Below are 20,906 nucleotides of genomic sequence, written 5' to 3'. Positions count from 1 at the left end.
TTGACCCAAATCAAGCGTATGGCGTTTATACCCTTTAGTGCGATGTATTAATGACAACGGCTTGTTAGGATGCCTGCAAACCTATACTGCAAGGCTTCTTCAATGCACCAGAACATGAACAAAGTGCTGCTTGATATCGCACTGAACTTAAGCTCGAATCTAACCAGTGAAAAGCAATATCAACATCTGATTGATGGAATTGATCAGGTCTTTCCCTGTGATGCGAGTGCTTTGTTTATTTTTGACGAAGATGGGTTCTTAACCCCAGTTGCGGTAAAAGGATTATCAAGTAGCGTTCTTGGGCGACGTTTCTTCCCAAAAACTCACCCTCGCCTTGAAGCCATAATGCAAAGTAGGCAACCGGTGCGTTTTGACGCCGACTGTGAATTGCCTGACCCATTTAGTGGCGTACTACTCAGTGAAGAAGCCGAATTGGATGTTCATGATTGTTTAGGTTGTAGCTTGCATGTCGATGGCCAGTTGGTTGGGATACTGACACTCGATTCAATGACCGTCGGAGCCTTTGACGCCATTGAGTCAGTCACCATTGAAACCTTTGCTGCTCTTGCGGCCGCAACCCTTCGTAATATTGGCCAAATCAAAGCGCTGAAAGCACAAAACAAAAAGCAGAAGCATGTAACCGAAACACTTATTCAGCAAGCTCGCTCTAAAGAAGGCGAGATGGTTGGACTCAGTCCACAGATTAACCAACTGCGCAATAACATCGCCACCGTTGCCCAGTCTGACTATGCGGTACTGATCACGGGTGAAACGGGGGTTGGTAAGGAGTTGGTTGCTCACAGCGTCCACGCTCAATCACATCGCAGCACCAAACCGATGATATACGTAAACTGCGCAGCACTGCCTGAAGGACTGGCAGAAAGTGAATTGTTCGGTCACGTCAAAGGAGCGTTTACTGGCGCAAATAGCTCGCGTGCGGGTAAGTTTGAATTAGCCGATGGCGGTACCATATTCTTAGACGAACTGGGAGAGCTCCCGCTCCTTTTACAAGCTAAGTTACTGCGTGTGATTCAGCAAGGTGAGTTACAGAGAGTCGGCAGTGATAAGCACCTACTGGTTAACGTTCGAATCGTTGCTGCGACAAACCGAAACTTAGAAAAAGAGGTCGAAGAAGGGACATTCCGCGCCGACCTTTATCACCGTCTAAATGTGTTCCCTATTTCCGTTCCTCCGCTGCGCAAGCGTGCAGGCGACATTCCAGTGTTAGCTGGTTATTTACTCGAAAAAGTTCGCAGCCAGTTCAATATTCCAAACCTGCACCTGCACCCGAAAGCGTTGGCACAACTAGAGAACCAACGCTGGCCTGGCAACGTACGTGAACTGGAGCATACTCTGACTAGAGCTGCGCTTAGAGCGATTCAAGATGACGAGCATATTATCCACATCGAACACTTTGATCCTGACGCCAAAAGGCAAGATGTCAAAAACACATCCAAGTATTTTCCTGACCAAAGCCAAGGTATGCGTACATTAGTAGAAAGCTATCAAAGAGACCTAATTATTCATGCTCTTGATAAATCGAGTAGAACATGGTCTAAAGCGGCAGAATTCTTACAGATGGATCGCGGAAATCTCTATCGAATGGGGAAAAAGTTTGCGATAGAAAACTAAGCCAATATGCAGAGAGATGTAATAAACACAACAATCAAGTTGTATTTATTACATCAACCACTCACGTAAAATAACCATATGCTCATAAAAATCAACAACTTAAAAAATGGCACACAACCTGCTTTAGTAGTCTCAAATAATACTAATGGGTCTATCCCACTAATAACTATTACTACTGGAGACGCGCAATGTTCTGTATTCAATGTGAACAGACAATTCAAACCCCTACCGTTAAAGGCTGCTCTTTCGCACAAGGTATGTGTGGTAAAACTTCTGAAGTTTCAGATCTACAAGATGTATTGGTTTACACGCTACAAGGCGTATCTTACTGGGCAGAACAAGCGAAGAAATTCGATATCATCGATGATCAAATCAACCAGTGGGCACCACGTGCATTTTTCTCGACATTGACCAACGTTAACTTCGACCCTGAGCGTATCCTTGAGCTATCTGCGCAAGCGGCACAATTTAAAGCACGCCTAAAAGAGCAAACCCTTGCAGCTGCGAAACTGGGTAATGTTGAACTGGAACAAGCACCAAGCGTCGCTGACTTCGAGCTTCCAGCAACAGCAGAGGCAATCTTAGCTTACGCTCCACAAGTTGCGGTAAACCGTGGCTACGAAACGATCAGTGAAGATGTAATTGGTTTGCGTCTACTTTGTCTTTACGGTCTAAAAGGCGCAGCGGCGTACATGGAACACGCTCGCGTTCTTGAACAAACGAATAATGATATTTTTGCTGAGTATCACCAGATCATGGCTTGGTTAGGTACCGATCCTGAAGACTTAAACGCACTGCTTGAATGTTCAATGCAAATTGGCCTAATGAACTACAAAGTGATGGAGATGCTTGATCACGGTGAAACTGCGACATTTGGTCACCCAGAGCCAACGGCGGTTAACGTCAAGACAGTCAAAGGTAAAGCAATCCTAGTGTCAGGCCATGACCTGCACGATCTAGAAAAGATCCTTCAACAAACAGAAGGCAAAGGAATCAACGTTTACACTAACGGTGAAATGCTACCTGCACACGGCTACCCAGAGCTTAAGAAGTACCCTCACTTAGTGGGTAACTACGGTAGCGCTTGGCAAAACCAGCAAAAAGAGTTTGCGAACTTCCCTGGCGCAATCGTGATGACGTCAAACTGTCTGCTTAACCCTAACGTAGGTCAATACGCCGATCGTCTGTTCACTCGCAGTATTGTTGGTTGGCCTGGTGTGGCACACATCGAAGGTGACGACTTTAGCCAAGTGATCGAATGTGCACTTGCGCAAGACGGTTTCCAGCACGATGAAATTGAGCAAATGATCACGGTAGGCTTTGGTCGCAACGCACTGATGCAAGCAGCCCCTGCAGTGGTTGAACAAGTCAAAGCCGGCAACATCAAACACTTCTTCCTAGTGGGTGGTTGTGACGGTGACAAATCAGAACGTAGCTACTACACCGACTTCACAGCAGCGGCGCCTGAGGATAGCGTCATCCTAACACTGGCGTGTGGTAAATTCCGTTTCAACAAGAATCAATTTGGCGACATCAACGGCATTCCACGTCTTCTTGATGTTGGCCAATGTAACGATGCCTACTCAGCAATTCAGCTTGCACTCACACTATCTAAAGAGTTCGACTGCGACATCAACGAACTACCGCTAACCTTGGTTCTATCTTGGTTCGAACAAAAAGCGATCGTGATTCTACTGACTCTATTCGCTCTAGGCGTAAAAGGTATTTACACCGGCCCAACGGCTCCTGCGTTCTTAACGGACAACCTAATCAAGGTAATTCAAGATAAGTTCGATATGCGCAGCATCGGTAGCGTAGAAGAAGACCTAAAAACTATCCTAGCGGCTTAATCCCTTCACTGCTCACGCCCAGTATTTAGAGTGCTTAGCTCTTGGTATTGGGCGCTTTTGTACGAGAGAAACGATGTTTATTGAATGGCAAAATAATCAACCTGCAAAAATGCGTTGCGTCGATAAATGGAACGAAACAGACGATACGGTTAGCATCAAACTTGAGGCGGCCGATGGCAGTCACCTTCACTTTAGTGGTTTTAAGCCCGGACAGTTTGTATCACTCGGCTTCAAGTTGAATGGGAAAATGGAATACCGCGCATATTCCCTCTCTTCAATGCCTGGCGATGACCATCTTAAACTTACGATAAAACGAGTTGAAGATGGTCTTGTGTCGAATCACGTCATCGACCAATTTAATATTGGCGATTCTGTCGATGTATTGGCACCAACAGGACCATTTAATAGTGTCGATTACCCACCAAAGAAAAAGGTCGCTTTACTTAGTGCAGGCTGTGGTATCACCCCTGTGATGTCGATGGCTTCAACTTGGCTACGTGATAAAGAGAATATCGATATTACCTTTATCCACATGGCGAAAAGCGCAGACAAGACTATCTACTTTGATCAGTTAGAGTCGATGGATGCCGCCAATGACAACTTCGATTTCAAACTACTGCTTAAAGACAATAGTGGTACGCGTCATCCTCAGGGACGCCTCGACAAAGAGTGGCTAAATACACTTTGCCCAGATATTGCTGAGCGCACTGTCTACCTCTGTGGCCCAACTCAGTTTATGCAAGATATGGAAAGCAATGCCTTAGCGCTGGGTGTCGCTCCTGAGCAATTCCACCAAGAGAGCTTCACCCCGATCGAGGCTCATTCCGAAAACGAATCCGGTGGTGTGGTTCAATTTGAAGTGCCTGCATTTGGCGTCGCAACCGACGTCGCTCAAGGCTCTACCCTTGCGGACGTATTGGAAGAGAACGGCGTGCCGATCATCATCGCTTGTCGCAGCGGTATGTGTGGTTCGTGCAAATGTAAGGTGACCAAAGGTGAGGTCTCACGCACCAGCACTGAAACCTTGAGCGAAGAAGATATTGCCAATGGTTACACTCTAGCCTGTTCTAGCCAAGCCCAAACTGACGTGGAAGTCGAACTGGTTTAGATTAAATTGGCACTGAGTTAACTTTATAACTCAGTGCCACTAGCCTAGCGAACCAATGAGGTCTTATGGCTCATGTTGATTGAAGGCGCCTTAGCAGGTTTAACGATCAACCCTATACCTATCAAAAACAGTCCAGATGCAACGATCTGAGCTAACGACAACACTTCATCATACATAAAGTAACCGCTAATCAAGGCAAAGACTGGCACCAATAAAGTCAAAGGTGCGGTAGTACTTAACGGGTACTTAATCAGCATCATATTCCACACCCAGTAACCAAACAAGGTGGTCGGGTAAGCCTGAAACACTACGGCTATCGTCGTATTCCAATCCCATAGCTCAACCGCTTGCCACAGAATTTGCTCACCATGTAGAGAGACTGCAAACAACACTAACGGAATCGGCGCAAAAAGCATTCCCCAGACATTAAAAGCAAAAGCTTGGGTTGTTTGTGACTTTTTCACGATCACGCCCATCAATGTCCAACTACACGCTGCAATCATGATTAAGATAACGCCGTTAAGCGTGACGTTGCCTGTGGTCGCAGAAACCAATACCACCAGCGCGCACAAAGCTAGAGCCGCACCGGCAAGTTTTCGAATCGGCGACTCTTCTTTGAAGATCACAATCCCTACCGCCATGCCAATTAATACGTTTCCAGACAGCAGTACCGACGACATCCCTGAAGATAGCCCCGCAGTAATTGACCAAGATGCCATGCCCCAAACCCCGACGCCAAAGACCAGCCCGTAGCTGACTAAGTAACGCCAAGCGACTTTCGGCCTAGGAATAAAGAAAATCGCTGGGAACACTGCCAATGCAAACCGCGCAGCAGTTGCCAGCAAAGGGTGGACATTGGTGACACCCATTTTAATCATTGAGAAGTTAAAGCCCCAAATCGCCATAACAAAAACGGCCAACAACAAATCATTTCTTTTCATATTCATCCCTCCTATGTTTTTCAGCAGTATCCCTTGAGGCACCAATCAGATACAGATACAATTTTTAAAACAAAAACCAGTACAGTTGAGTTTGAATATACGGATGAGTATCTATAGGCAGCTAGCCGAGCAATTTATTGAAGAGATTGAGAGCGGTAAACGCACAGAGGGTGGCAAAATGCCCTCATTGAGGCAATTGGCTAAGCAGCAGTCTGTCAGCATGTCGACGGTGGTGAGCTGCTATCAAGAATTAGAGTCTCAAGGATGGATTCATGCCCGGCCGCAAGCAGGCTATTATGTCTCGCCGCGTCAACCCTCTCACCTTACCCCTGACTTGGTGCAGTTTGTCAGTAAGGTCTCTCATGTTAAGAGAAGCGCACCCACTCACAACGCACTCAATGGTCCACTAGGTGTCTCTAGTACCGCCAACGACGCGCAGTCCATCACCGAGTTAGAGCGTAGCTTTCGACGCTCACTTCGACGTATGGGGGATCGCATCAATCATTACCCTAACATCCAAGGTGAACCGTCTCTTCGCGACGCACTAGCTGGTCATTTCGCCAAATTTGATCATCATTTTTCTTCAGACGAGTTAGTGATCACCGCGGGGTGTATGTCAGCAATCAAAGCGGCATTAGAGTCTTGCAGTGAAGAGGGCGATACCATTGCTATCAGCTCTCCTTGCTTTAATGGCATCATAGAACTTCTCGGTCAGATGTCGCGCAAGATTATCGAGATCCCATCACTGGACGACGGGGTCGATCTGGAGCAATTGGAAACCCACCTTAAACACCAACGTGTCGATGCCGCGATCTTCTGTACCTCACATATGAATCCTCAAGGGATCAATATGTCCGCCAACCAGAAGCAAAAACTCGCCCAATTGGCTAACCAATATCAAGTCCCGGTTATCGAAGATGATGTCTATTTAGAACTCTCTTACTCATCCCATACCCCACTGCCCGCCAAATATTACGACAAAGGCGGTTACGTCTTATGGTGTGGCTCAGTATCAAAGAGCCTATCACCAAGCTACCGACTAGGCTGGTGCTTACCGGGTCGATATTTTGATCGGTATAAAACCCAGTTCGCCGCAGCCAGTTATGGTGTCGCCTTGCCGACTCAATTAGCAGTGGCTGACTTTATTGAGTCCGGTCAGTATGCCAAACATGTCAAACGCAGACGAAATCAGCTATTAACGCTCAGGCAAGAATACCTCACTTACCTAACCCGTAAGCTGCCTAAACAGATCAAACTGAGTAACCCACAAGGTGGCATGGTGCTGTGGATTCAGATCCCGCATCTCGACCATAATGCGTTTGCTGAGCAAGTTGATAAGCTCCAATTGGATATTCGTCTTGGTAGCTTGTTTAGCACTTTAGATCTCTACACTGACTGTATTCGAGTCAATATGGGCTTTCCACTGCAAGGCAAAGCGAATCAGGATTTGGACAAGCTAATTGCCTTGATGATTAAATATTCGAAACGGAATTAAAAACAAAAGCCCGATAGGCAAATGCGTATCGGGCTGGCAGTTACAACACGTTCTAATTAGAAGATAGCGTGTGCCACTAGAACAATAATTGGTAGTGTCACTAATGTTCTTAGCAGAAAGATAGCCATCAGCTCTAGGAAGTTAATTGGCACTTTACTGCTGAGAATGACAGAGCCTGTTTCAGACATGAAGATAAGCTGAGTTACCGATAGCGCTGCCACAACAAACTTAGTTAAGTCCGTGCTAATCGTCGATGCTGCAATGATCGAAGGGACATACATATCGGTAAAGCCAACTAACATTGTCTCTGCTGCCGCGGCTGCTTCTGGCACATTTAGCATATCTAACAATGGAACAAACGGCGCACCCATTAGTGAGAAGATTGGAGTTGCCTCAGCAACGATAAGACCTAGTGTACCAATCGCCATTACTACTGGAAGTACACCAAACACCATATCCAGCGCGTTACTGAAACCTTCTTTGGCAACTGAACCTAAGCTCTTCACTTTGTCAGCACGTTTTAGCGCTAACTCAAGACCATACCCTACTGTTGATTGACCTGCAGGTACTAGCTCATCGTCACGGTTTGGCGCGCTGCCATCGATGTAGAGATCTTTCTTGTATGACAGAGGCGGTAGGAACTGAATCACCATTGCCGCCACCACGCCCGATAGACAGATTGCAAAGTAGAAGGGTACAAAATAGTTCGCTAAACCTACCTGAGTAAGAACAACGAGCGAGAATGAAATACCCACGGGTGAGAACATGGTTGCTACGACAGCAGCTTCACGCGCTGTGTACTTTTTATCTTCATACTGCTTACTGGTCAGGATAACACCAACAGTACCATCACCTAACCATGAAGACATACAGTCAATCGCGGCTCTACCCGGTAGACGGAAAATTGGGCGCATAAACTTACTTAGCAAGGTGCCTAGCAGTTCTAAAAGGCCAAAGTTCAGTAGTAGTGGCAGCAGTAGCCCAGCTAAGAAAAACGTCACAAGCAGTGATGGCAGAAGATCGTTTAGAACCAGTCCACCAGTATTGCCATTCCAAATGATCTCAGGACCGATTTGATGCAGCGCTAGCAGAGTAAATACCGCACCTAGAGTACGAATTGCCAACCAAGTCGGTGTAAGAACAAAAAGTCTAGTAAGCAGAGGAGATTGAGTAACAAAAGTTGGCTTAATAAGACTTGCAGCAATCGAAGCAATCGCAGAAAAACAGATCACTCCAGTTACGGTTGGTAGAATTGCATCACCAAGAACAGCTTTAAATGCTTTCGCCATTAAGGCTAAAGGAAAGGTAAAGCTACCATCGTAAGTTAGTGGCGCAAGGAAAAAGAACAAACCCAATAATGATGGAATCGCAAACATCAGCAGGTTTCTGCTTGATTTGTGGCTCTCTTGGGCAAGAAGTGTATCGCTCATCTGACTACTCCCTAGATGACTATAAACTCATAAATAGTGAATAACTTTTCAATGAAATTGATTATATCCGCAAAAAACGCCAAAACAAGATAATAATGAAAATTTATTCACCATTAATGAAAATAAAATCAAAATCACTCTCCATTTAACATTCACAAACCAGAGTTTTAATCTTTTATTTACATGAGAACACTTTATATAGATCGCCAAACAAACTTATCCCTGATAGCGGGCTAAAGGCTGACTCTAGTTGAAGAGGAATTTGAATATTTATACAAAACAGGAAGATTTATAGAATCGAAACAACATAAAAGGGAGGATACCCAACACTGGCAAAGTCAGGTATCCATCAATGACTAATGAATCAGTCGAACTACCAGAGATCCGGGAGCACGTACCGATTCAACATTGTGACTGATCACTGTACCTTGTGTAGGAGACAAGTAGGTTTGAATTTCATCACCAAAGCTGTTGTATTGCGTTGCGAGCTTCTGACCGGTTTCAACGGACTGCATTAACTCAACGTGGCAAATCACAAATCCGCCTTGCTCAGCTCTGACACTGGTAATGGTATTGCCCTCAATACAGTTTTGCTCAGGGGTAATCACGTCACCGTCAAGCAGTTGATAGTCACGCAAGACATTCATTACCCCAGCGGTCGCGCGTTCTACCATCTCTAGATCAGTATAACGCCCTACGCCGACCTCGATGGTGATCGATGGAATACCTGCGCGGTTATAAACGGTTTCTAGGATGCCTGGATCACCAGGGTCGTTAAGAATAACGTCAGGGTTAATAAGCCTCGCCATGCGAATCGCATCCTCAATTCGGTAATCAGCAAAAGCGTACAGAGGATATGCGCTACCACTGGTTTGAGAATGAAGATCAATGGCTAAGTCTGCATTGGGTTTGAGTAGGTTCTCCCACAGGCTATACGCATAACGACTGGCATCATCCCCTTGTGGATTGCCGGGAAAGATCCGGTTTAGGTTCGCCGATGAGCTGTCTGGCGCAGCAGAGTGAAAGTCTCGACTGTGACGAGCGATACCCGATAAGTTCACAGCAGGGACAATTGTGATACACCCTGAAATATCCTGCCCTTCAAGCTCACGCGCGATTTTCTGCGCGCTTAAAATGCCATTTTGCTCATCACCATGAACACCAGCGGTAATCACTATACGCTTACCCGGTTTGGCGCCTTTAAATACTCGAACAGGAAGTGTTTGTGGATGACCAATCGCGTCGGTGGCAACCGCAAACCAAAATTTGTGCTCCCCTGCTTCAAGCGCATCCACATCCAGAGCTTGAATAGTTGGGTACATAGGCACAATGCATTCGTTTAATGGTTTGGTCATGGTAATCCTCAAAAACAAAAGGCGAGCACATTGGCTCGCCTTTCTAATCATCTCTAACAAGCTGAAGCTACTTTAAACTGTCTTCGCGTGCTTGAGTAGTGAACGTGACATTTTTGTGATGACTAGATGCCCTCATCCATAAGAAACTGTACGTCCTCTTGAGGGGCAAACGTCACTGCTTCGCTCTGATGTCTGAACAATTTAAGAGGTTTGCTATTCGCTGAATGGTAAGTTAACTGGTCTCCCTCTACTTGCAGCATGGTTCCTTCAGGAATACCCACCACCACTTCTGAAGGATTCATCACCAAAAACTCTTCAATACGTTCATCACGAGTTTCTCCCATGTGACCAGAAATAGAGCCGTCAATATAGTGAGGGTTAATCTGGAATGGCACCAAGTTCAGTGCAGGAAGAATGGCAGCGCTAACAATCGGCATATCATTCGTGGTTCGAATTGTTGGCGTCGCAACGTTGGTCCCAGCACTCCAACCAATAAAGAGTTTGTCTTGCTTCAGCACTGCTTTACGAATCGCGGCGACAAGACTATTGTCATGTAACGTTCTGTTCAGAACCCACGTATTTCCGCCACTGATGACAACACCATCCGCTTCTTCAATCGCTTTGACTGGGTTATCACAGGTATGGATACCAACAATCTCACAATCAAATTGAGCAAATGATTGCTGAACTTGCTCCGTTCTTTCGTCGTAACTTCCGCGTATAACCGCATAAGGAATGAAAACCAGTTTCTTCGCTTGAGTCTTTTCGATCATTGGCGCAATCCACTCAAAGCCGTATTCTAAAATTTGAGTGTTTCCCGCAATTTTGCCATTACTAAAAAGCATTACATTCATAGTATTACCTGCTACTGACTGAATTTATTATGTGTAATTAATACGATTTTCTGTACGACCTCACTGGCGGCTCTTAGTGAATTCACCGGCAGATACTCGTAGATGGAATGAAAATTGTGAGCACCAGTAAAGAGGTTAGGACAAGGTAACCCTTTCTGTGAAAGTACCGCCCCATCATAACCGCCTCTCATTGGTATTTGACGCATCTCTATATCGCAATCTTGATAAGCTTGCTGAGCAATATCAATCGGGTAACGGTTGCTTCCTTGCAAACTATTGGAGACATTTTCATAGCGATCACTCAATTCAATCTCTACACCGCCATAAAGGTCGTTCATCTGCTGAGCCAATCGACCAAGGAAAGCCATGCGCTTGTTGTAACCCTCTAGACAAAAGTCACGAATATCAAGCTTAAGTATGGTTTTAGCACTGTTTCCTGATAGCTCTTTAACCCAGTAGTATCCTTCTCTGTTTTCGGTATACTCAGGCGCTTCACCCGGAGGCAACATAGCAATAAACTTGTGGGCCATCAGTAACGAGTTTTTCAGTTTCCCTTTGGCTGACATCGGATGCGCGGACTGCCCGGTAAACGTCACCACAGCATTGCCCGCATTCCAGTTCTCACAGACAAATTCGCCAATACCGCAGCAATCGAGCGTGTAACCAAAATCGGCGCCGAAACTCTCCACGTCAAAAGCTTTTGCTCCTCGAAGCCCCTGCTCTTCATCAGGCAGGAATGCCACTTTAACAGGTCCATGTGGAACATCAGGATTCGCAGTGAAGTATTGCAACATATCCATGATGGATGCGATCGCCGCTTTGTCATCCGCCCCCAATAAGCTAGTACCATCAGTCACTAAAATCTCTTGCCCGCGGTATTGGGCAAGCTCTGGGAACGCTTTCTCGGTTAAGTGAATATCCAGCGCTTCATTCAAGCAAATCGAGTCACTGCTGTGAGTCGCAATCTGTGCATTGGTGTCGGCTTTTTGCTCTGCACTTGTATCAAGGTGGGCGAAAAAGGCAACCGTCGGAGTGTGTACATCAACATTGGCTGGCAGTGTCGCCGTAACAATTGCTTTGTCGCTAACCTGAACATCTCCTAGACCGAATGAAAGTAATTCCTGCTCGAGTTGTTTTGCCAGCACCATTTGCCCAGGCGAAGAAGGCATGATGCCCGCGGCGCCCTTTTCCCTATCGGTAGTGGTATTAATTTTGGTATAGCTCAAAAAGCGTTCAACAATATCCATAATCCTTTCCTGTTACACCAACATCTGAGAAACGACTAGCACCGTCGCTAGACCACCTAGCATCGGAATTGCGGTTCGTTTTGCCAACTCAATTGGCGATACATTCGCAACGCCAGCACACGCAATCACTACCCCTGCAACCGGAGAAGCTGAGCGCATCAAACCAGAGGCTAACTGCATAGGTAAAGCAACTGCCGCAACCGACGCACCGACTTGGCCTGCCACATCCGGCGCTAAGTTAGAGAAGCTAAAGAACGACGCATTACCTGAACCTGACAGCAAGGTCACGACAGTGATAATCAACACCAGTACTAACACCATTGCTAAGTAGCCAAAGCCAAGGCTAGATGCTGAGTTAAGCAGCATTGAGATGAAGCCAATAGATTTTAAACCCGTTACGAATACTTGGGCAGAGATGATCAAACTCACCACACTCGCAAATACTGCGCCCATACCATCCAAATACACCTTAAGAGAAGCAGCGACCGATTTGCCGTCACGAGTCACGATGTAATCTGCAACCATAGAGACAAATAAGGCAATAAACATAGCGGTAACCACGTTCATCTTGATACTGGTGATGGCGAACTTGCTGAAAGTCAGGAGTAATAGAAGGGGTAGAACAGGCAAAATCGCAAACCATTTTGGTACTTCTCGCTGCTCTTTCATCTCTAAGTTAAAGTCATGCTCAACGCCATTTTCTGCATCTTTACGGTCAAAATAACGCTGACAAACAAAGTGCAATCCGGCAATAACAAACATAGCAACACCTGCGACAATCATCTGGTAGCTGATGAAGTAAGTCGCCACATCAATGCCCGCCACTTCTGCGGCTTTATTCGCTGCTGAAGACGCCGGACCTAAGTCCAAACAACCCGTGGTCGCGACAACCGCTGCTGCAGCCGCAGGATTACAACCTACACCGACTAATACTGGGTACATCGCCACTAATAGTAGTAATGCTAAACCTGTTGCACTAGGAATAAAGATATTAATCAACTGACCAGTGATATACGCCATAGCCAACACAAGGTATGGGTTCTTTATATGTGATAGCGGCTTAGTGGCAATTTTCACCATCGCATTCGCGGCGCCAATGTGACTCATATACTTAGAGAAACCACCAACCGCCATAATAATTAGGCCGAGTTTCGCTAAGGTTGAGGAGGAAATGACTTTAATAACTTCAAAGAAATCGACAATAACCGAACCGGTCGGTTTGCCTCCTTTCGGCATGAAGTCTTCATGCCCTGTAAGCACGCCTAAGGCAATCATCAAAAGGCCTGCCAGTAATAGAACGGACTGAGTATTGTACTTTTTAATTATAAAATACCCGACAAAAAAGATAATAGGGATCGCTAGGTAAGTAATCATGTTACACCTCGAATAATAGGGCTCAGAATTTAAATTTATTTATAAGCTAATTAGTTTTAAAGAAATCAAAATCTCCAAATGTTTTTTCTATCCTTGAAAATCTATCTTCTTTATTTTCTACGTTTGACATACCTTTAATAAAAGCTTCAATTAAAAATAAGCCAGATGTTCGGTTGTTAAATATCCCTTCGCTTTGACTTTCTACTGCAAATAATATGTCTGCGTAAGATACAAATGGGTTAACTGCTTGGTCAGTAAGCACGACCACCTCTCCGCCATGTTCTTTGAACCACCTAGCGAGACGCAATGTAATATTGGAGTAGCGATGATATGAGATCGCAAAGAGCGTATCATTTTCGGTGACATCAACCAGTTGATGAGGCAGCGTGGAAGGGTCCGCTTTGATAAGAACAACGTCTTTACGCAAGTAACGAGCGAGAAGGTAGAAATAGTTCGCTAGCGCCTCCGCCGACGCACTGCCGATAACATAGAGCTTACCTTTCGGGTCGGTAAATGCGTTGATGGTACGTTGAAAGTCTTGATGAGATAGCTGATTAAACGTGCCTTCGAGATTAGACTTAACCTCTTGATAGTGCTTAGTTATAAGACAACCTGACTGGCTTTCTACCTGACCACTCATGCACCTGTCTATTGGGGTTGATAACTCTTGAACTAAATCATCAGAAACACACTTTTTAAATTCAATAAAGCCGCTAAATCCAAGTCGGTTAAGGAACCGTCCAAGGGTCGCTTTACCAACACCGACTTGCTTACAGAGCTCGTCGATTTTGGCAAAAGGGAGCACAGTATAATTGTTGCTAAAGTAGCGAACGATCAACTGCTCAGCACCACTTAGTGCCCCTAGTTGATTGACCTGCTCTCCAAACTGCTTTTTATTCATCCCGTTTTCCCATAAGAAAGTTCTTATGGGATAATTTTCCTACAAATAGAATGAGACAAACAAGGGAAGCTATTTTTCCCATACAAAATGTGTGACTAATATAAAAATAGAATGGAGATATGAGATCAGGGACACAATATATGCCCCTGAATTGGTAAACGAATGGTTAAATAAAGGTTTAATTATTGAGTTAATATTCTCAATGGGAAGTAAAGATTAAACTTGCCTCACCAATTTCTGCAGCAGGCGAATCAACTCTTTCTGCTCACTAGCTTCTAAAGCACTGAGATACTGTTTGTTAAGTCCTGCAGGAATAGGGATAAGTTCACTTTTAAGGGCTCGGCCCTCATCTGTCAGGTAAATACGAAAAGAACGGCGACTTGCAGGGTCAGCTTGACGCTCTACTAAGCCGAGCTTTTCCAATTTATCTAGAGTACGTGTCGTTGTGGAGTTTTCGACTTTTGATTTCTTGGCGATATCACGTTGAGTCACCCCTTCTTCTTCCCATAAACACATCAAAGTTGGCCACAATGCGATGGTCAAGCCATGTTTTTTAAGCTCATTATCAAAGAGTTTGGACGCATCATTCGCTAAAACGTTAATCAACCAGCCAAAGCTCGTTTGTCTATCAAAATCGTGACTCATGGTACTACTCACCTTCCGTTTCACTAAGATGAAAATGCAATTATTGCCATGGTAACTGATGCGCTCACAACAAGCATCAACAATGCACGCAGTTGCGACACAAATTTTACCGACACACCATCAGTTAGGCGGACTTGTATACCCGTGATCATCGCTTTGGTCAGGGGCTTACCACGTAGTTTATAAAACAGCACAGCACCAACATGTAAGCCAATCATGGCTGGAAGCAGATTCACTAAACCAAAGTGGATGGACTCTAAAGCACTAAACAGACTATCCGTTACCCAATATTGTGCCAATGGAAGACCATCCAACAATCCTGCTAAGGCAAGACCCGAAATACATTGCAGCAATAAAGCACTGATCATGATCATCACCATCCAACCACCTGCTGGGTTGTGCCCCGCAGCTTCAGGTTGGCGTCCTAATAAGTAGAGCACTACCGTCTTTGGTGAGCGTACAAATTGGCGAAAACGACTGGTTTCACTGCCAATGACTCCCCAAACAATTCGCCACACTAGCAGCGTGAATAAGGCTAAGCCCAGTTGAACATGTGGACCATTTCCGCTAAATCCGCTCGCCATCAACCCTACAAACAGTCCCGCTTGAGCCCAGTGATAAAGGCGCGTTGCTAAATCCCATACTTTCATTTCTTACTCTCTTGTTTCATTCATTTCAATCGATTTGCAATAATTTACACAGCAATAGTTGCAATTGCAACTATTGCTGTGTAAATTACCTTCAACAACGAGGAATGATCCTCAGTTGATCAAACAACTAAACGGGATAACAAACGTGAAAAAGACCCTAGCCACTCTACTTGCTGCTTTGCCTTTATGCGTATTTGCTCAGCAAAGCGTCATCGAGCAACGCCAAGATGCGTTTAGCGACATTGATTCACTCACAAAACAAACTGAAAAAGCGTTAAGCAAATCAGACATCAACTGGCCACTTATTACAGAGAACAGTGAATCATTAAAAAATCATAGCCATGCCTTGCTGTCACTCTTTCCTCAAGGAAGCCAGGAAAACAGTAAAGCTAAAGCATCCGTTTGGAGCTCCCCAGACAAGTTTCAACGACTGCTTAAGCAGATGGACGACGGCTTTCAAACCCTCTATCAAGCAAGCGTGGATCAAGACTATTCAGCAGCAGAGCTCGGGTTAAAGAGAGCGCAAGACACATGCGGCAGTTGCCATCGCAGTTACCGTTCGCGCTGGTAACCACCAAGCACACACATATTCAGCCATCAATAACATAGGAAATAATTATGAAAACACTAACTTTTGCAGCACTTATCGCATCACTCTTTACCACAACTATCGCAACTGCCGCTGATTTTGGCGTCGAGTTGGCTTGGAACACCAACGACGCCCAACAAGTGTTAGATACCATGCCAGAACAAAAAGCCGCGTTTGGCGAACTGATCGAGAAAGGGGAAATAAAAGATATGTTTGTTTACCGCTCAGAGCTCGATGGCCGCTCAGTACAAATGCTTCGTTTTGTAATTGAGGCCAATGACCAGCAAGACGTGAGCAACAAACTAAAAGATCTTCCTTTGTACAAGAAAGAGTTGGTAAAAATCGCCAATGTCCAACCTATGGGTGCTAAATGGCTAGATAACACACCGGTGTACAACAACTATGGTGTGACAATCACTTGGAAGGAAGGAATTGAGGCGCTAGAGATGGATCGTGTGCTCGCAATCGACTTGCAACGTGTCATCAGCTTAAATCAGGCGGGGCTTGTCACTGCATCTTACCTAGATACGCAGAAACTAGGCAATGGCGTAGTACGACCAATCTACTCGGTATCGTTTCTTGCTAAAGACGCTAAGCACGCTAAAGATCTAAGTCAGCAATTTGAAGCCGTGACACTGGGTTATGCGTCTACTCAAATCATGCACTTAGGACATAAAATCAATATTCAATAATTCAAAACTAAAAGCGGGCTCTATTGAGCCCGCTTTACTTTTACGATTCTTTGGTTGAGGTCACTATCACACTAAACAAAATCAATGCCCCACCGATAACTTGCACAACGCTGAGCGATTCTTGTAACCAGACCATGGCAAATATGGCCCCGAATAAAGGTTCACTGCCCATCAATAGTGAAACTCGCGTTGGCGATGTGCGGCGTACTGCGTAGTTTTGCACGTAAAAGGCAAACAGAGTACAGAACAGCACCAAGTAAGCCACAGTAATCCAAAATTCGGTACTGGTAGGAATAACAAATTCTGCTGCTGGTAAGTAAGTCACCGCACAAACAATCGCGACAGAGGCAACCACTAACGACTGCAATGACGTCAGCGTACTGGTGGTGATCTCTTTTCCTTCCGTAAAGCGCTTAGTTAGCGTGACCATCAACGCACGTAATAAAGCGGCTGCCAGAATAAAGTAATCGCCGGTATTCAATGACAACTCGATACCTTGATTGCTGGTCAGTAGTAACACACCCACAACACTACATAGAGTGAGCATCCACAGAGTATTGCTTACGCGCTTCTTATTAATGATTAGCTCGGCAAACGCGGTCAAGATGACAGACAAGCTGATTAAAAACGCGGCATTCGATGCAGAGGTCTGTGAGACCCCAAACACTTCACAGAAAAAAATCGCCGAGAGTATAAATCCGGTCGGTATGGCGATCTTCCAGTCTTTATTTAACCCTCGGCGAAAGTCTCGGATCACTACAGGTAGCATACATAGAAAAGTGATCGAGAAACGAATCGAAATGAATACCAGCACACTGGTGTAAACCAATGCACTCTTTGTTAAGCCGTAGCTTGTTCCCCAAAATACCGCTACTAACAGCAGCAATGATTCGGTTAACGGAAACTTAAAACTTCCTTTTTTTAGTAATCCCGTAGCCGTTGACATCCTATTCTCCTATTTTTGTAAACGCGATAACGAGTACGTCCCTGTACGCGCATTTTTCTGAATTATCGGGTTGTATTGATGACACTTCATGCATGGTTTTTTCATCGTCTGCCATGACAATATCCAGTGTCTTATCTAGAGTAAGCCGCTCTAGAACCTCCTGTCGGTCATCAGTGATGGTTGTTTCACCACCGAGCATATTGACCTTATTGATCAATAATGAAGCGATATAGGTCACTCCGTCTCTATGAAGCCCTTCCGGTGTGGGTTGGCCCACTTCTGATTGGTTGGCCACAATTCGGTAAGGATGAAGACGAATATTCCAATCCGTTTTTTTGCCTTCAGATGCGTCGTAGACATCACTCATCAGTAACAACAACTTTTCCAATATCGGTGAGGTAACAAACTTACTGGTTAAAGGCTCAAAGTGACGTTCAACATCGCCATTAAGGGTATTGATATAGACAGGCTGAACATACGGTTCATGGGGCAATATTGTTATCTGACGCCCTTGACCAAGCTTATTGAACTGGCCATAGCGGCGATAACGATAAGTCCCGCCATCCGCCATATAGCGGTCTCGCTCTAGTTGGTTCCAACAATTCTTGAAACGAATCACTTCGTCAACATTCGTCGTGAGCATGTTAGTCATCTGTTTACCACTGATAAACACGTAGTTGTTTTGCACTAAAAGGCGTGAAATAACCGAAGCATGTCTATCGACTGGTGTTTTGATTGTATCCATACCGACCTCTCTATTTGGTCATTTGATGAACTTGGGTTTTGATAACGGAGTCCAACCTGCGCAGACTTCTCTTCTTCGCGGTTTGGATCTCCCAATGGTCTCTATCACGTATGTATTTCGGCTTGTCAGCTTTGATACTGGTCGCCAATACTTGACCGCGCGAGAGACTGAATAAAACACTGCCAGAGATAGACTCGGCAGTGTGGGCGATGAACGCATAGCTCGAGCTTTGCAACAAACTTCCCCATCGGCCTTCGACAGCTTCTTGAGTCCAAATGTCGTTATGCATTGCTTTTACTTTGAGAACATCAGTAGGTAGCGTTGCTGTTTCCAGCAACTTATATGCTTTCATAAGGATGTGTGCAGCGGGTGCTTCTCGCACCTCTAAGACTTTTTCATCCTCATCTAGGTGGTCGAATCCTACATATCGACCGATTTCATACGCGCCAACGTGGTTGTTAATGAAAGCAATTAGGTCTTCAAGTGGCATCGGTAAATCATTGATCGTCACCGGATACCCCTTGCGAAATCCAATTTTCACTTGGTCGTTATCGAGTTGTTTTTCTTTATCCCATTTCGACCAAGTAAACAGTGATTCAAATAAGGTGAAGGTTTCAGGGTCATCAAGAATTCCTGACTCAAACTCACGGCACCAAAGATTTGCATCTCCGCTGACATTGCGTGACTTAAAGCCAACTAAGCCAGAGTGAAACAGCTCCGCTGCTTTATCTTCACGAGTTAATGCCGAGTATTCATATGGCGAGCCATAAAAACCTTGATAGCCACTCGCTTCGATCGCGCCATTTAAGCGCCTTAAACTGTTTTGCGATTGGTTTGCAGTGTGGATGATCGCTCCGCAACCGAGCATTTCGGCCAAAGCTACCGCTTTTTGGACAATGATAGGGCGAGATAATGACGAACTGACTGGGTAGTCTCCAAGGTAAAGCGCCTGCGCCTGAATGGCAGAGACAAGACTGTGCTCTACAAATTCCTGTTTTGCATCGATTATGCGTAGATCAACGCCATAATGATCAGTAATCAGCGTTAGGTGGTCTTCATCAACTCCCTCACCTAAATCGATCGCAATGGCGGTCACTTTCACTTTTGACGTTTTCAGCAGCTCCAGTAGATAGGTGCTATCTAAGCCACCACTAAACAGGGTAAGTACGTGGTCAACGGACTTTGAGATGGTTTGAATATCTTCAATACTTCTTAGCTTTTTCATGGGGTCCTTTCCATTAGTCTCGCTTTCATTGACTTATTTAGTATCCATAAGTAACTTAAACGAAACAATACTGCGATTTTGCAAAGGATTTTTGCACTATGGACACAAATAGACTTATTCCTCTGCTTTCAGAGATGGCAATCTTCGTTAATGTGGTCGAGTCTGGCAGCTTTTCAAAAACGGCTAAAAAGCTTGGGTTATCACCTTCTTCAGTCAGTCGCTCAATCACGCGACTGGAAAACGCACTAGAAGAAAAACTGCTAGAACGCACGACTCGTCAAATGCGACTGAGTACAACAGGGCAAGAAGTCTATAGCCTATGTAGTGATATGATGAACTCAGCCAAGATGGCGGTTTCTGCCGCGCAAGCTGACAAAAGTGAAGTGTCTGGTTCTTTACGAGTGGCTGCGCCAAAAGCCCTCTCTCGCCAAGTATTAATGCCGATGATTCTGGACTTTATAGATGCATACCCAAATGTAGCGTTGCAACTTAAAGTCGCCGACCACTATATTGATCCTATTGGCGACGAAGTGGATGTGATTATTCATATTACCGACAAACCAACCGAAGGCTTGATTGCTAAAACCCTCGACGAATGCCGCCTGATCATGTGTGCAAGTCCAAACTATATCAAGCAACATGGTATGCCAATTCACCCTGACGACATTGCCCAGCACAACTGCTTATGTTTAGGTGAGAACCCACGAGACCGAGTCTGGGATTTCACCCATAACTTAAAAAAGGTATCAATTAACGTCAGCGGATCGTTTGCTGTCAACCACAGTGAAATAAGACGCGAAGCGGTGATTCGCGGTGTCGGCATCTCGGTTTTCCCAGAATTTGCGATTCGCTCATATATAGATGCAGGGGAAGTGGTCGAAGTATTAAAAGACTGGCATGTAGGCGGAAACTATCAAGGGAAGGTCATTGCTCAGTACGCTCAATCGAAATTCATTCCTGGGCAAATTAAAACCTTTGTCGAGTACCTTCAACAAAGGTTTCAGGCTTAGCACTTTTAACCTTGGTTTATCCAAAGCTCATTCAACTGACACCAGCCAAAGCCATCGACGGCACTACCTTTAATACGTTCAGAGACTTCAAGACGAAAGTTTTCTTGTTTTAACTCAGTCATGATCTGTTGCTCATTGAGCCATATTCCAAATTCGTTGAGCAGGCTTAAAGGCTTTCTTCCATCGCTCTAAGCTAAGTAAACACATACCTTTCAGT

Annotated in this window: 19 protein-coding genes; 7 read left to right on the top strand and 12 right to left on the bottom strand. The window is 45.1% G+C overall.

Features of this window, described 5'->3' with window-relative positions:
- The first annotated feature begins 102 nt into the window (after nucleotides 1-102).
- The 3 genes from norR to ACHUFZ_RS08860 all read left to right on the top strand — a co-directional run bounded on the left by norR (nucleotide 103) and on the right by ACHUFZ_RS08860 (nucleotide 4,590).
- Nucleotides 103-1,632 (top strand): nitric oxide reductase transcriptional regulator NorR, encoded by a 1,530-nt coding sequence (gene norR / locus ACHUFZ_RS08870; RefSeq protein WP_394126851.1) that lies wholly within the window; start codon nucleotides 103-105, stop codon nucleotides 1,630-1,632.
- Between the two features lie 188 nt (nucleotides 1,633-1,820).
- On the top strand, nucleotides 1,821-3,482 hold the full coding sequence (gene hcp / locus ACHUFZ_RS08865; protein WP_394126850.1) for a hydroxylamine reductase: 1,662 nt from the start codon (nucleotides 1,821-1,823) through the stop codon (nucleotides 3,480-3,482).
- Nucleotides 3,483-3,555: 73 nt separating this feature from the next.
- Nucleotides 3,556-4,590: an FAD-binding oxidoreductase gene (locus ACHUFZ_RS08860; protein ID WP_394126849.1), complete on the top strand. Its 1,035-nt coding sequence runs from the start codon at nucleotides 3,556-3,558 to the stop codon at nucleotides 4,588-4,590.
- A gap of 44 nt (nucleotides 4,591-4,634) precedes the next feature.
- Here the strand turns inward: ACHUFZ_RS08860 and ACHUFZ_RS08855 are convergent, their stop codons facing one another.
- On the bottom strand, nucleotides 4,635-5,531 hold the full coding sequence (locus ACHUFZ_RS08855; RefSeq protein ID WP_394126848.1) for an EamA family transporter: 897 nt from the start codon (nucleotides 5,529-5,531) through the stop codon (nucleotides 4,635-4,637).
- 103 nt (nucleotides 5,532-5,634) lie between these two features.
- Between ACHUFZ_RS08855 and ACHUFZ_RS08850 the strand changes: the two genes are divergently transcribed.
- Complete coding sequence (locus ACHUFZ_RS08850; RefSeq protein WP_394126847.1) at nucleotides 5,635-7,026, top strand: aminotransferase-like domain-containing protein; 1,392 nt, start codon at nucleotides 5,635-5,637, stop codon at nucleotides 7,024-7,026.
- 56 nt (nucleotides 7,027-7,082) lie between these two features.
- On the opposite strand, the gene ACHUFZ_RS08845 is transcribed toward ACHUFZ_RS08850, so the two are convergent.
- The 8 genes from ACHUFZ_RS08845 to ACHUFZ_RS08810 all read right to left on the bottom strand — a co-directional run bounded on the left by ACHUFZ_RS08845 (nucleotide 7,083) and on the right by ACHUFZ_RS08810 (nucleotide 15,482).
- On the bottom strand, nucleotides 7,083-8,456 hold the full coding sequence (locus ACHUFZ_RS08845; protein WP_394126846.1) for a YjiH family protein: 1,374 nt from the start codon (nucleotides 8,454-8,456) through the stop codon (nucleotides 7,083-7,085).
- 356 nt (nucleotides 8,457-8,812) lie between these two features.
- A complete protein-coding gene (locus ACHUFZ_RS08840) occupies nucleotides 8,813-9,811 on the bottom strand; it encodes a succinylglutamate desuccinylase/aspartoacylase family protein (protein ID WP_394126845.1) in 999 nt (332 codons plus the stop codon).
- 122 nt (nucleotides 9,812-9,933) lie between these two features.
- The gene (gene pepE, locus ACHUFZ_RS08835; protein WP_394126844.1) at nucleotides 9,934-10,665 is read right to left on the bottom strand and encodes a dipeptidase PepE; all 732 of its coding nucleotides are present in this window, start codon (nucleotides 10,663-10,665) and stop codon (nucleotides 9,934-9,936) included.
- Nucleotides 10,666-10,676: 11 nt separating this feature from the next.
- Nucleotides 10,677-11,912: a peptidase T gene (gene pepT / locus ACHUFZ_RS08830; protein ID WP_394126843.1), complete on the bottom strand. Its 1,236-nt coding sequence runs from the start codon at nucleotides 11,910-11,912 to the stop codon at nucleotides 10,677-10,679.
- Nucleotides 11,913-11,924: 12 nt separating this feature from the next.
- Nucleotides 11,925-13,286, bottom strand: coding sequence for a C4-dicarboxylate transporter DcuC (gene dcuC / locus ACHUFZ_RS08825; RefSeq protein ID WP_394126842.1), 1,362 nt, complete (start codon nucleotides 13,284-13,286; stop codon nucleotides 11,925-11,927).
- A 46-nt stretch (nucleotides 13,287-13,332) separates the two neighbouring features.
- Nucleotides 13,333-14,187: a MurR/RpiR family transcriptional regulator gene (locus tag ACHUFZ_RS08820; protein ID WP_394126841.1), complete on the bottom strand. Its 855-nt coding sequence runs from the start codon at nucleotides 14,185-14,187 to the stop codon at nucleotides 13,333-13,335.
- 216 nt (nucleotides 14,188-14,403) lie between these two features.
- Nucleotides 14,404-14,832, bottom strand: a complete 429-nt coding sequence (locus ACHUFZ_RS08815) for a MarR family winged helix-turn-helix transcriptional regulator (protein ID WP_394126840.1) — start codon at nucleotides 14,830-14,832, stop codon at nucleotides 14,404-14,406.
- A gap of 23 nt (nucleotides 14,833-14,855) precedes the next feature.
- Nucleotides 14,856-15,482, bottom strand: coding sequence for a cytochrome b/b6 domain-containing protein (locus ACHUFZ_RS08810; protein WP_394126839.1), 627 nt, complete (start codon nucleotides 15,480-15,482; stop codon nucleotides 14,856-14,858).
- Nucleotides 15,483-15,627: 145 nt separating this feature from the next.
- Here ACHUFZ_RS08810 and ACHUFZ_RS08805 point away from each other — a divergent pair, with 145 nt between their 5' ends.
- Nucleotides 15,628-16,053 (top strand): c-type cytochrome, encoded by a 426-nt coding sequence (locus tag ACHUFZ_RS08805; protein ID WP_394126838.1) that lies wholly within the window; start codon nucleotides 15,628-15,630, stop codon nucleotides 16,051-16,053.
- 47 nt (nucleotides 16,054-16,100) lie between these two features.
- Entirely contained in the window at nucleotides 16,101-16,763 is a 663-nt protein-coding gene (locus ACHUFZ_RS08800) for a PH domain-containing protein (RefSeq protein WP_394126837.1), read from the top strand.
- Nucleotides 16,764-16,803: 40 nt separating this feature from the next.
- On the opposite strand, the gene ACHUFZ_RS08795 is transcribed toward ACHUFZ_RS08800, so the two are convergent.
- Genes ACHUFZ_RS08795 through ACHUFZ_RS08785 form a run of 3 tightly spaced genes read right to left on the bottom strand, consistent with a single transcriptional unit; the run spans nucleotide 16,804 to nucleotide 19,679 of the window.
- Nucleotides 16,804-17,709 carry a DMT family transporter gene (locus ACHUFZ_RS08795; RefSeq protein ID WP_394126836.1) on the bottom strand — a complete coding sequence of 302 codons (906 nt, stop codon included), beginning with the start codon at nucleotides 17,707-17,709 and terminating at the stop codon, nucleotides 16,804-16,806.
- Between the two features lies 1 nt (nucleotide 17,710).
- On the bottom strand, nucleotides 17,711-18,454 hold the full coding sequence (locus ACHUFZ_RS08790; RefSeq protein ID WP_394126835.1) for a 2OG-Fe dioxygenase family protein: 744 nt from the start codon (nucleotides 18,452-18,454) through the stop codon (nucleotides 17,711-17,713).
- Nucleotides 18,455-18,464: 10 nt separating this feature from the next.
- Complete coding sequence (locus ACHUFZ_RS08785; RefSeq protein ID WP_394126834.1) at nucleotides 18,465-19,679, bottom strand: argininosuccinate synthase-related protein; 1,215 nt, start codon at nucleotides 19,677-19,679, stop codon at nucleotides 18,465-18,467.
- 98 nt (nucleotides 19,680-19,777) lie between these two features.
- Between ACHUFZ_RS08785 and ACHUFZ_RS08780 the strand changes: the two genes are divergently transcribed.
- Complete coding sequence (locus tag ACHUFZ_RS08780) at nucleotides 19,778-20,689, top strand: LysR family transcriptional regulator (protein ID WP_394126833.1); 912 nt, start codon at nucleotides 19,778-19,780, stop codon at nucleotides 20,687-20,689.
- Nucleotides 20,690-20,906 lie beyond the last annotated feature (217 nt).

Origin of the sequence: Vibrio hepatarius, from assembly GCF_043642085.1 — a bacterium.
GTDB classification, from domain to species: domain Bacteria; phylum Pseudomonadota; class Gammaproteobacteria; order Enterobacterales; family Vibrionaceae; genus Vibrio; species Vibrio hepatarius_C.
Note: the sequence above shows the minus strand (reverse complement) of the source record. Positions and strands in the feature narration are given on the sequence as shown.

Excerpts from the sequence above, each read along its gene's own strand:
- norR (WP_394126851.1), top strand. The coding sequence starts at position 103 with ATGCACCAGAACATGAACAAAGTGCTGCTTGATATCGCACTGAACTTA.
- hcp (WP_394126850.1), top strand. The coding sequence starts at position 1,821 with ATGTTCTGTATTCAATGTGAACAGACAATTCAAACCCCTACCGTTAAA.
- ACHUFZ_RS08860 (WP_394126849.1), top strand. The coding sequence starts at position 3,556 with ATGTTTATTGAATGGCAAAATAATCAACCTGCAAAAATGCGTTGCGTC.
- ACHUFZ_RS08855 (WP_394126848.1), bottom strand. The coding sequence starts at position 5,531 with ATGAAAAGAAATGATTTGTTGTTGGCCGTTTTTGTTATGGCGATTTGG.
- ACHUFZ_RS08850 (WP_394126847.1), top strand. The coding sequence starts at position 5,635 with ATGAGTATCTATAGGCAGCTAGCCGAGCAATTTATTGAAGAGATTGAG.
- ACHUFZ_RS08845 (WP_394126846.1), bottom strand. The coding sequence starts at position 8,456 with ATGAGCGATACACTTCTTGCCCAAGAGAGCCACAAATCAAGCAGAAAC.
- ACHUFZ_RS08840 (WP_394126845.1), bottom strand. The coding sequence starts at position 9,811 with ATGACCAAACCATTAAACGAATGCATTGTGCCTATGTACCCAACTATT.
- pepE (WP_394126844.1), bottom strand. The coding sequence starts at position 10,665 with ATGAATGTAATGCTTTTTAGTAATGGCAAAATTGCGGGAAACACTCAA.
- pepT (WP_394126843.1), bottom strand. The coding sequence starts at position 11,912 with ATGGATATTGTTGAACGCTTTTTGAGCTATACCAAAATTAATACCACT.
- dcuC (WP_394126842.1), bottom strand. The coding sequence starts at position 13,286 with ATGATTACTTACCTAGCGATCCCTATTATCTTTTTTGTCGGGTATTTT.
- ACHUFZ_RS08820 (WP_394126841.1), bottom strand. The coding sequence starts at position 14,187 with ATGAATAAAAAGCAGTTTGGAGAGCAGGTCAATCAACTAGGGGCACTA.
- ACHUFZ_RS08815 (WP_394126840.1), bottom strand. The coding sequence starts at position 14,832 with ATGAGTCACGATTTTGATAGACAAACGAGCTTTGGCTGGTTGATTAAC.
- ACHUFZ_RS08810 (WP_394126839.1), bottom strand. The coding sequence starts at position 15,482 with ATGAAAGTATGGGATTTAGCAACGCGCCTTTATCACTGGGCTCAAGCG.
- ACHUFZ_RS08800 (WP_394126837.1), top strand. The coding sequence starts at position 16,101 with ATGAAAACACTAACTTTTGCAGCACTTATCGCATCACTCTTTACCACA.
- ACHUFZ_RS08795 (WP_394126836.1), bottom strand. The coding sequence starts at position 17,709 with ATGTCAACGGCTACGGGATTACTAAAAAAAGGAAGTTTTAAGTTTCCG.
- ACHUFZ_RS08790 (WP_394126835.1), bottom strand. The coding sequence starts at position 18,454 with ATGGATACAATCAAAACACCAGTCGATAGACATGCTTCGGTTATTTCA.
- ACHUFZ_RS08785 (WP_394126834.1), bottom strand. The coding sequence starts at position 19,679 with ATGAAAAAGCTAAGAAGTATTGAAGATATTCAAACCATCTCAAAGTCC.
- ACHUFZ_RS08780 (WP_394126833.1), top strand. The coding sequence starts at position 19,778 with ATGGACACAAATAGACTTATTCCTCTGCTTTCAGAGATGGCAATCTTC.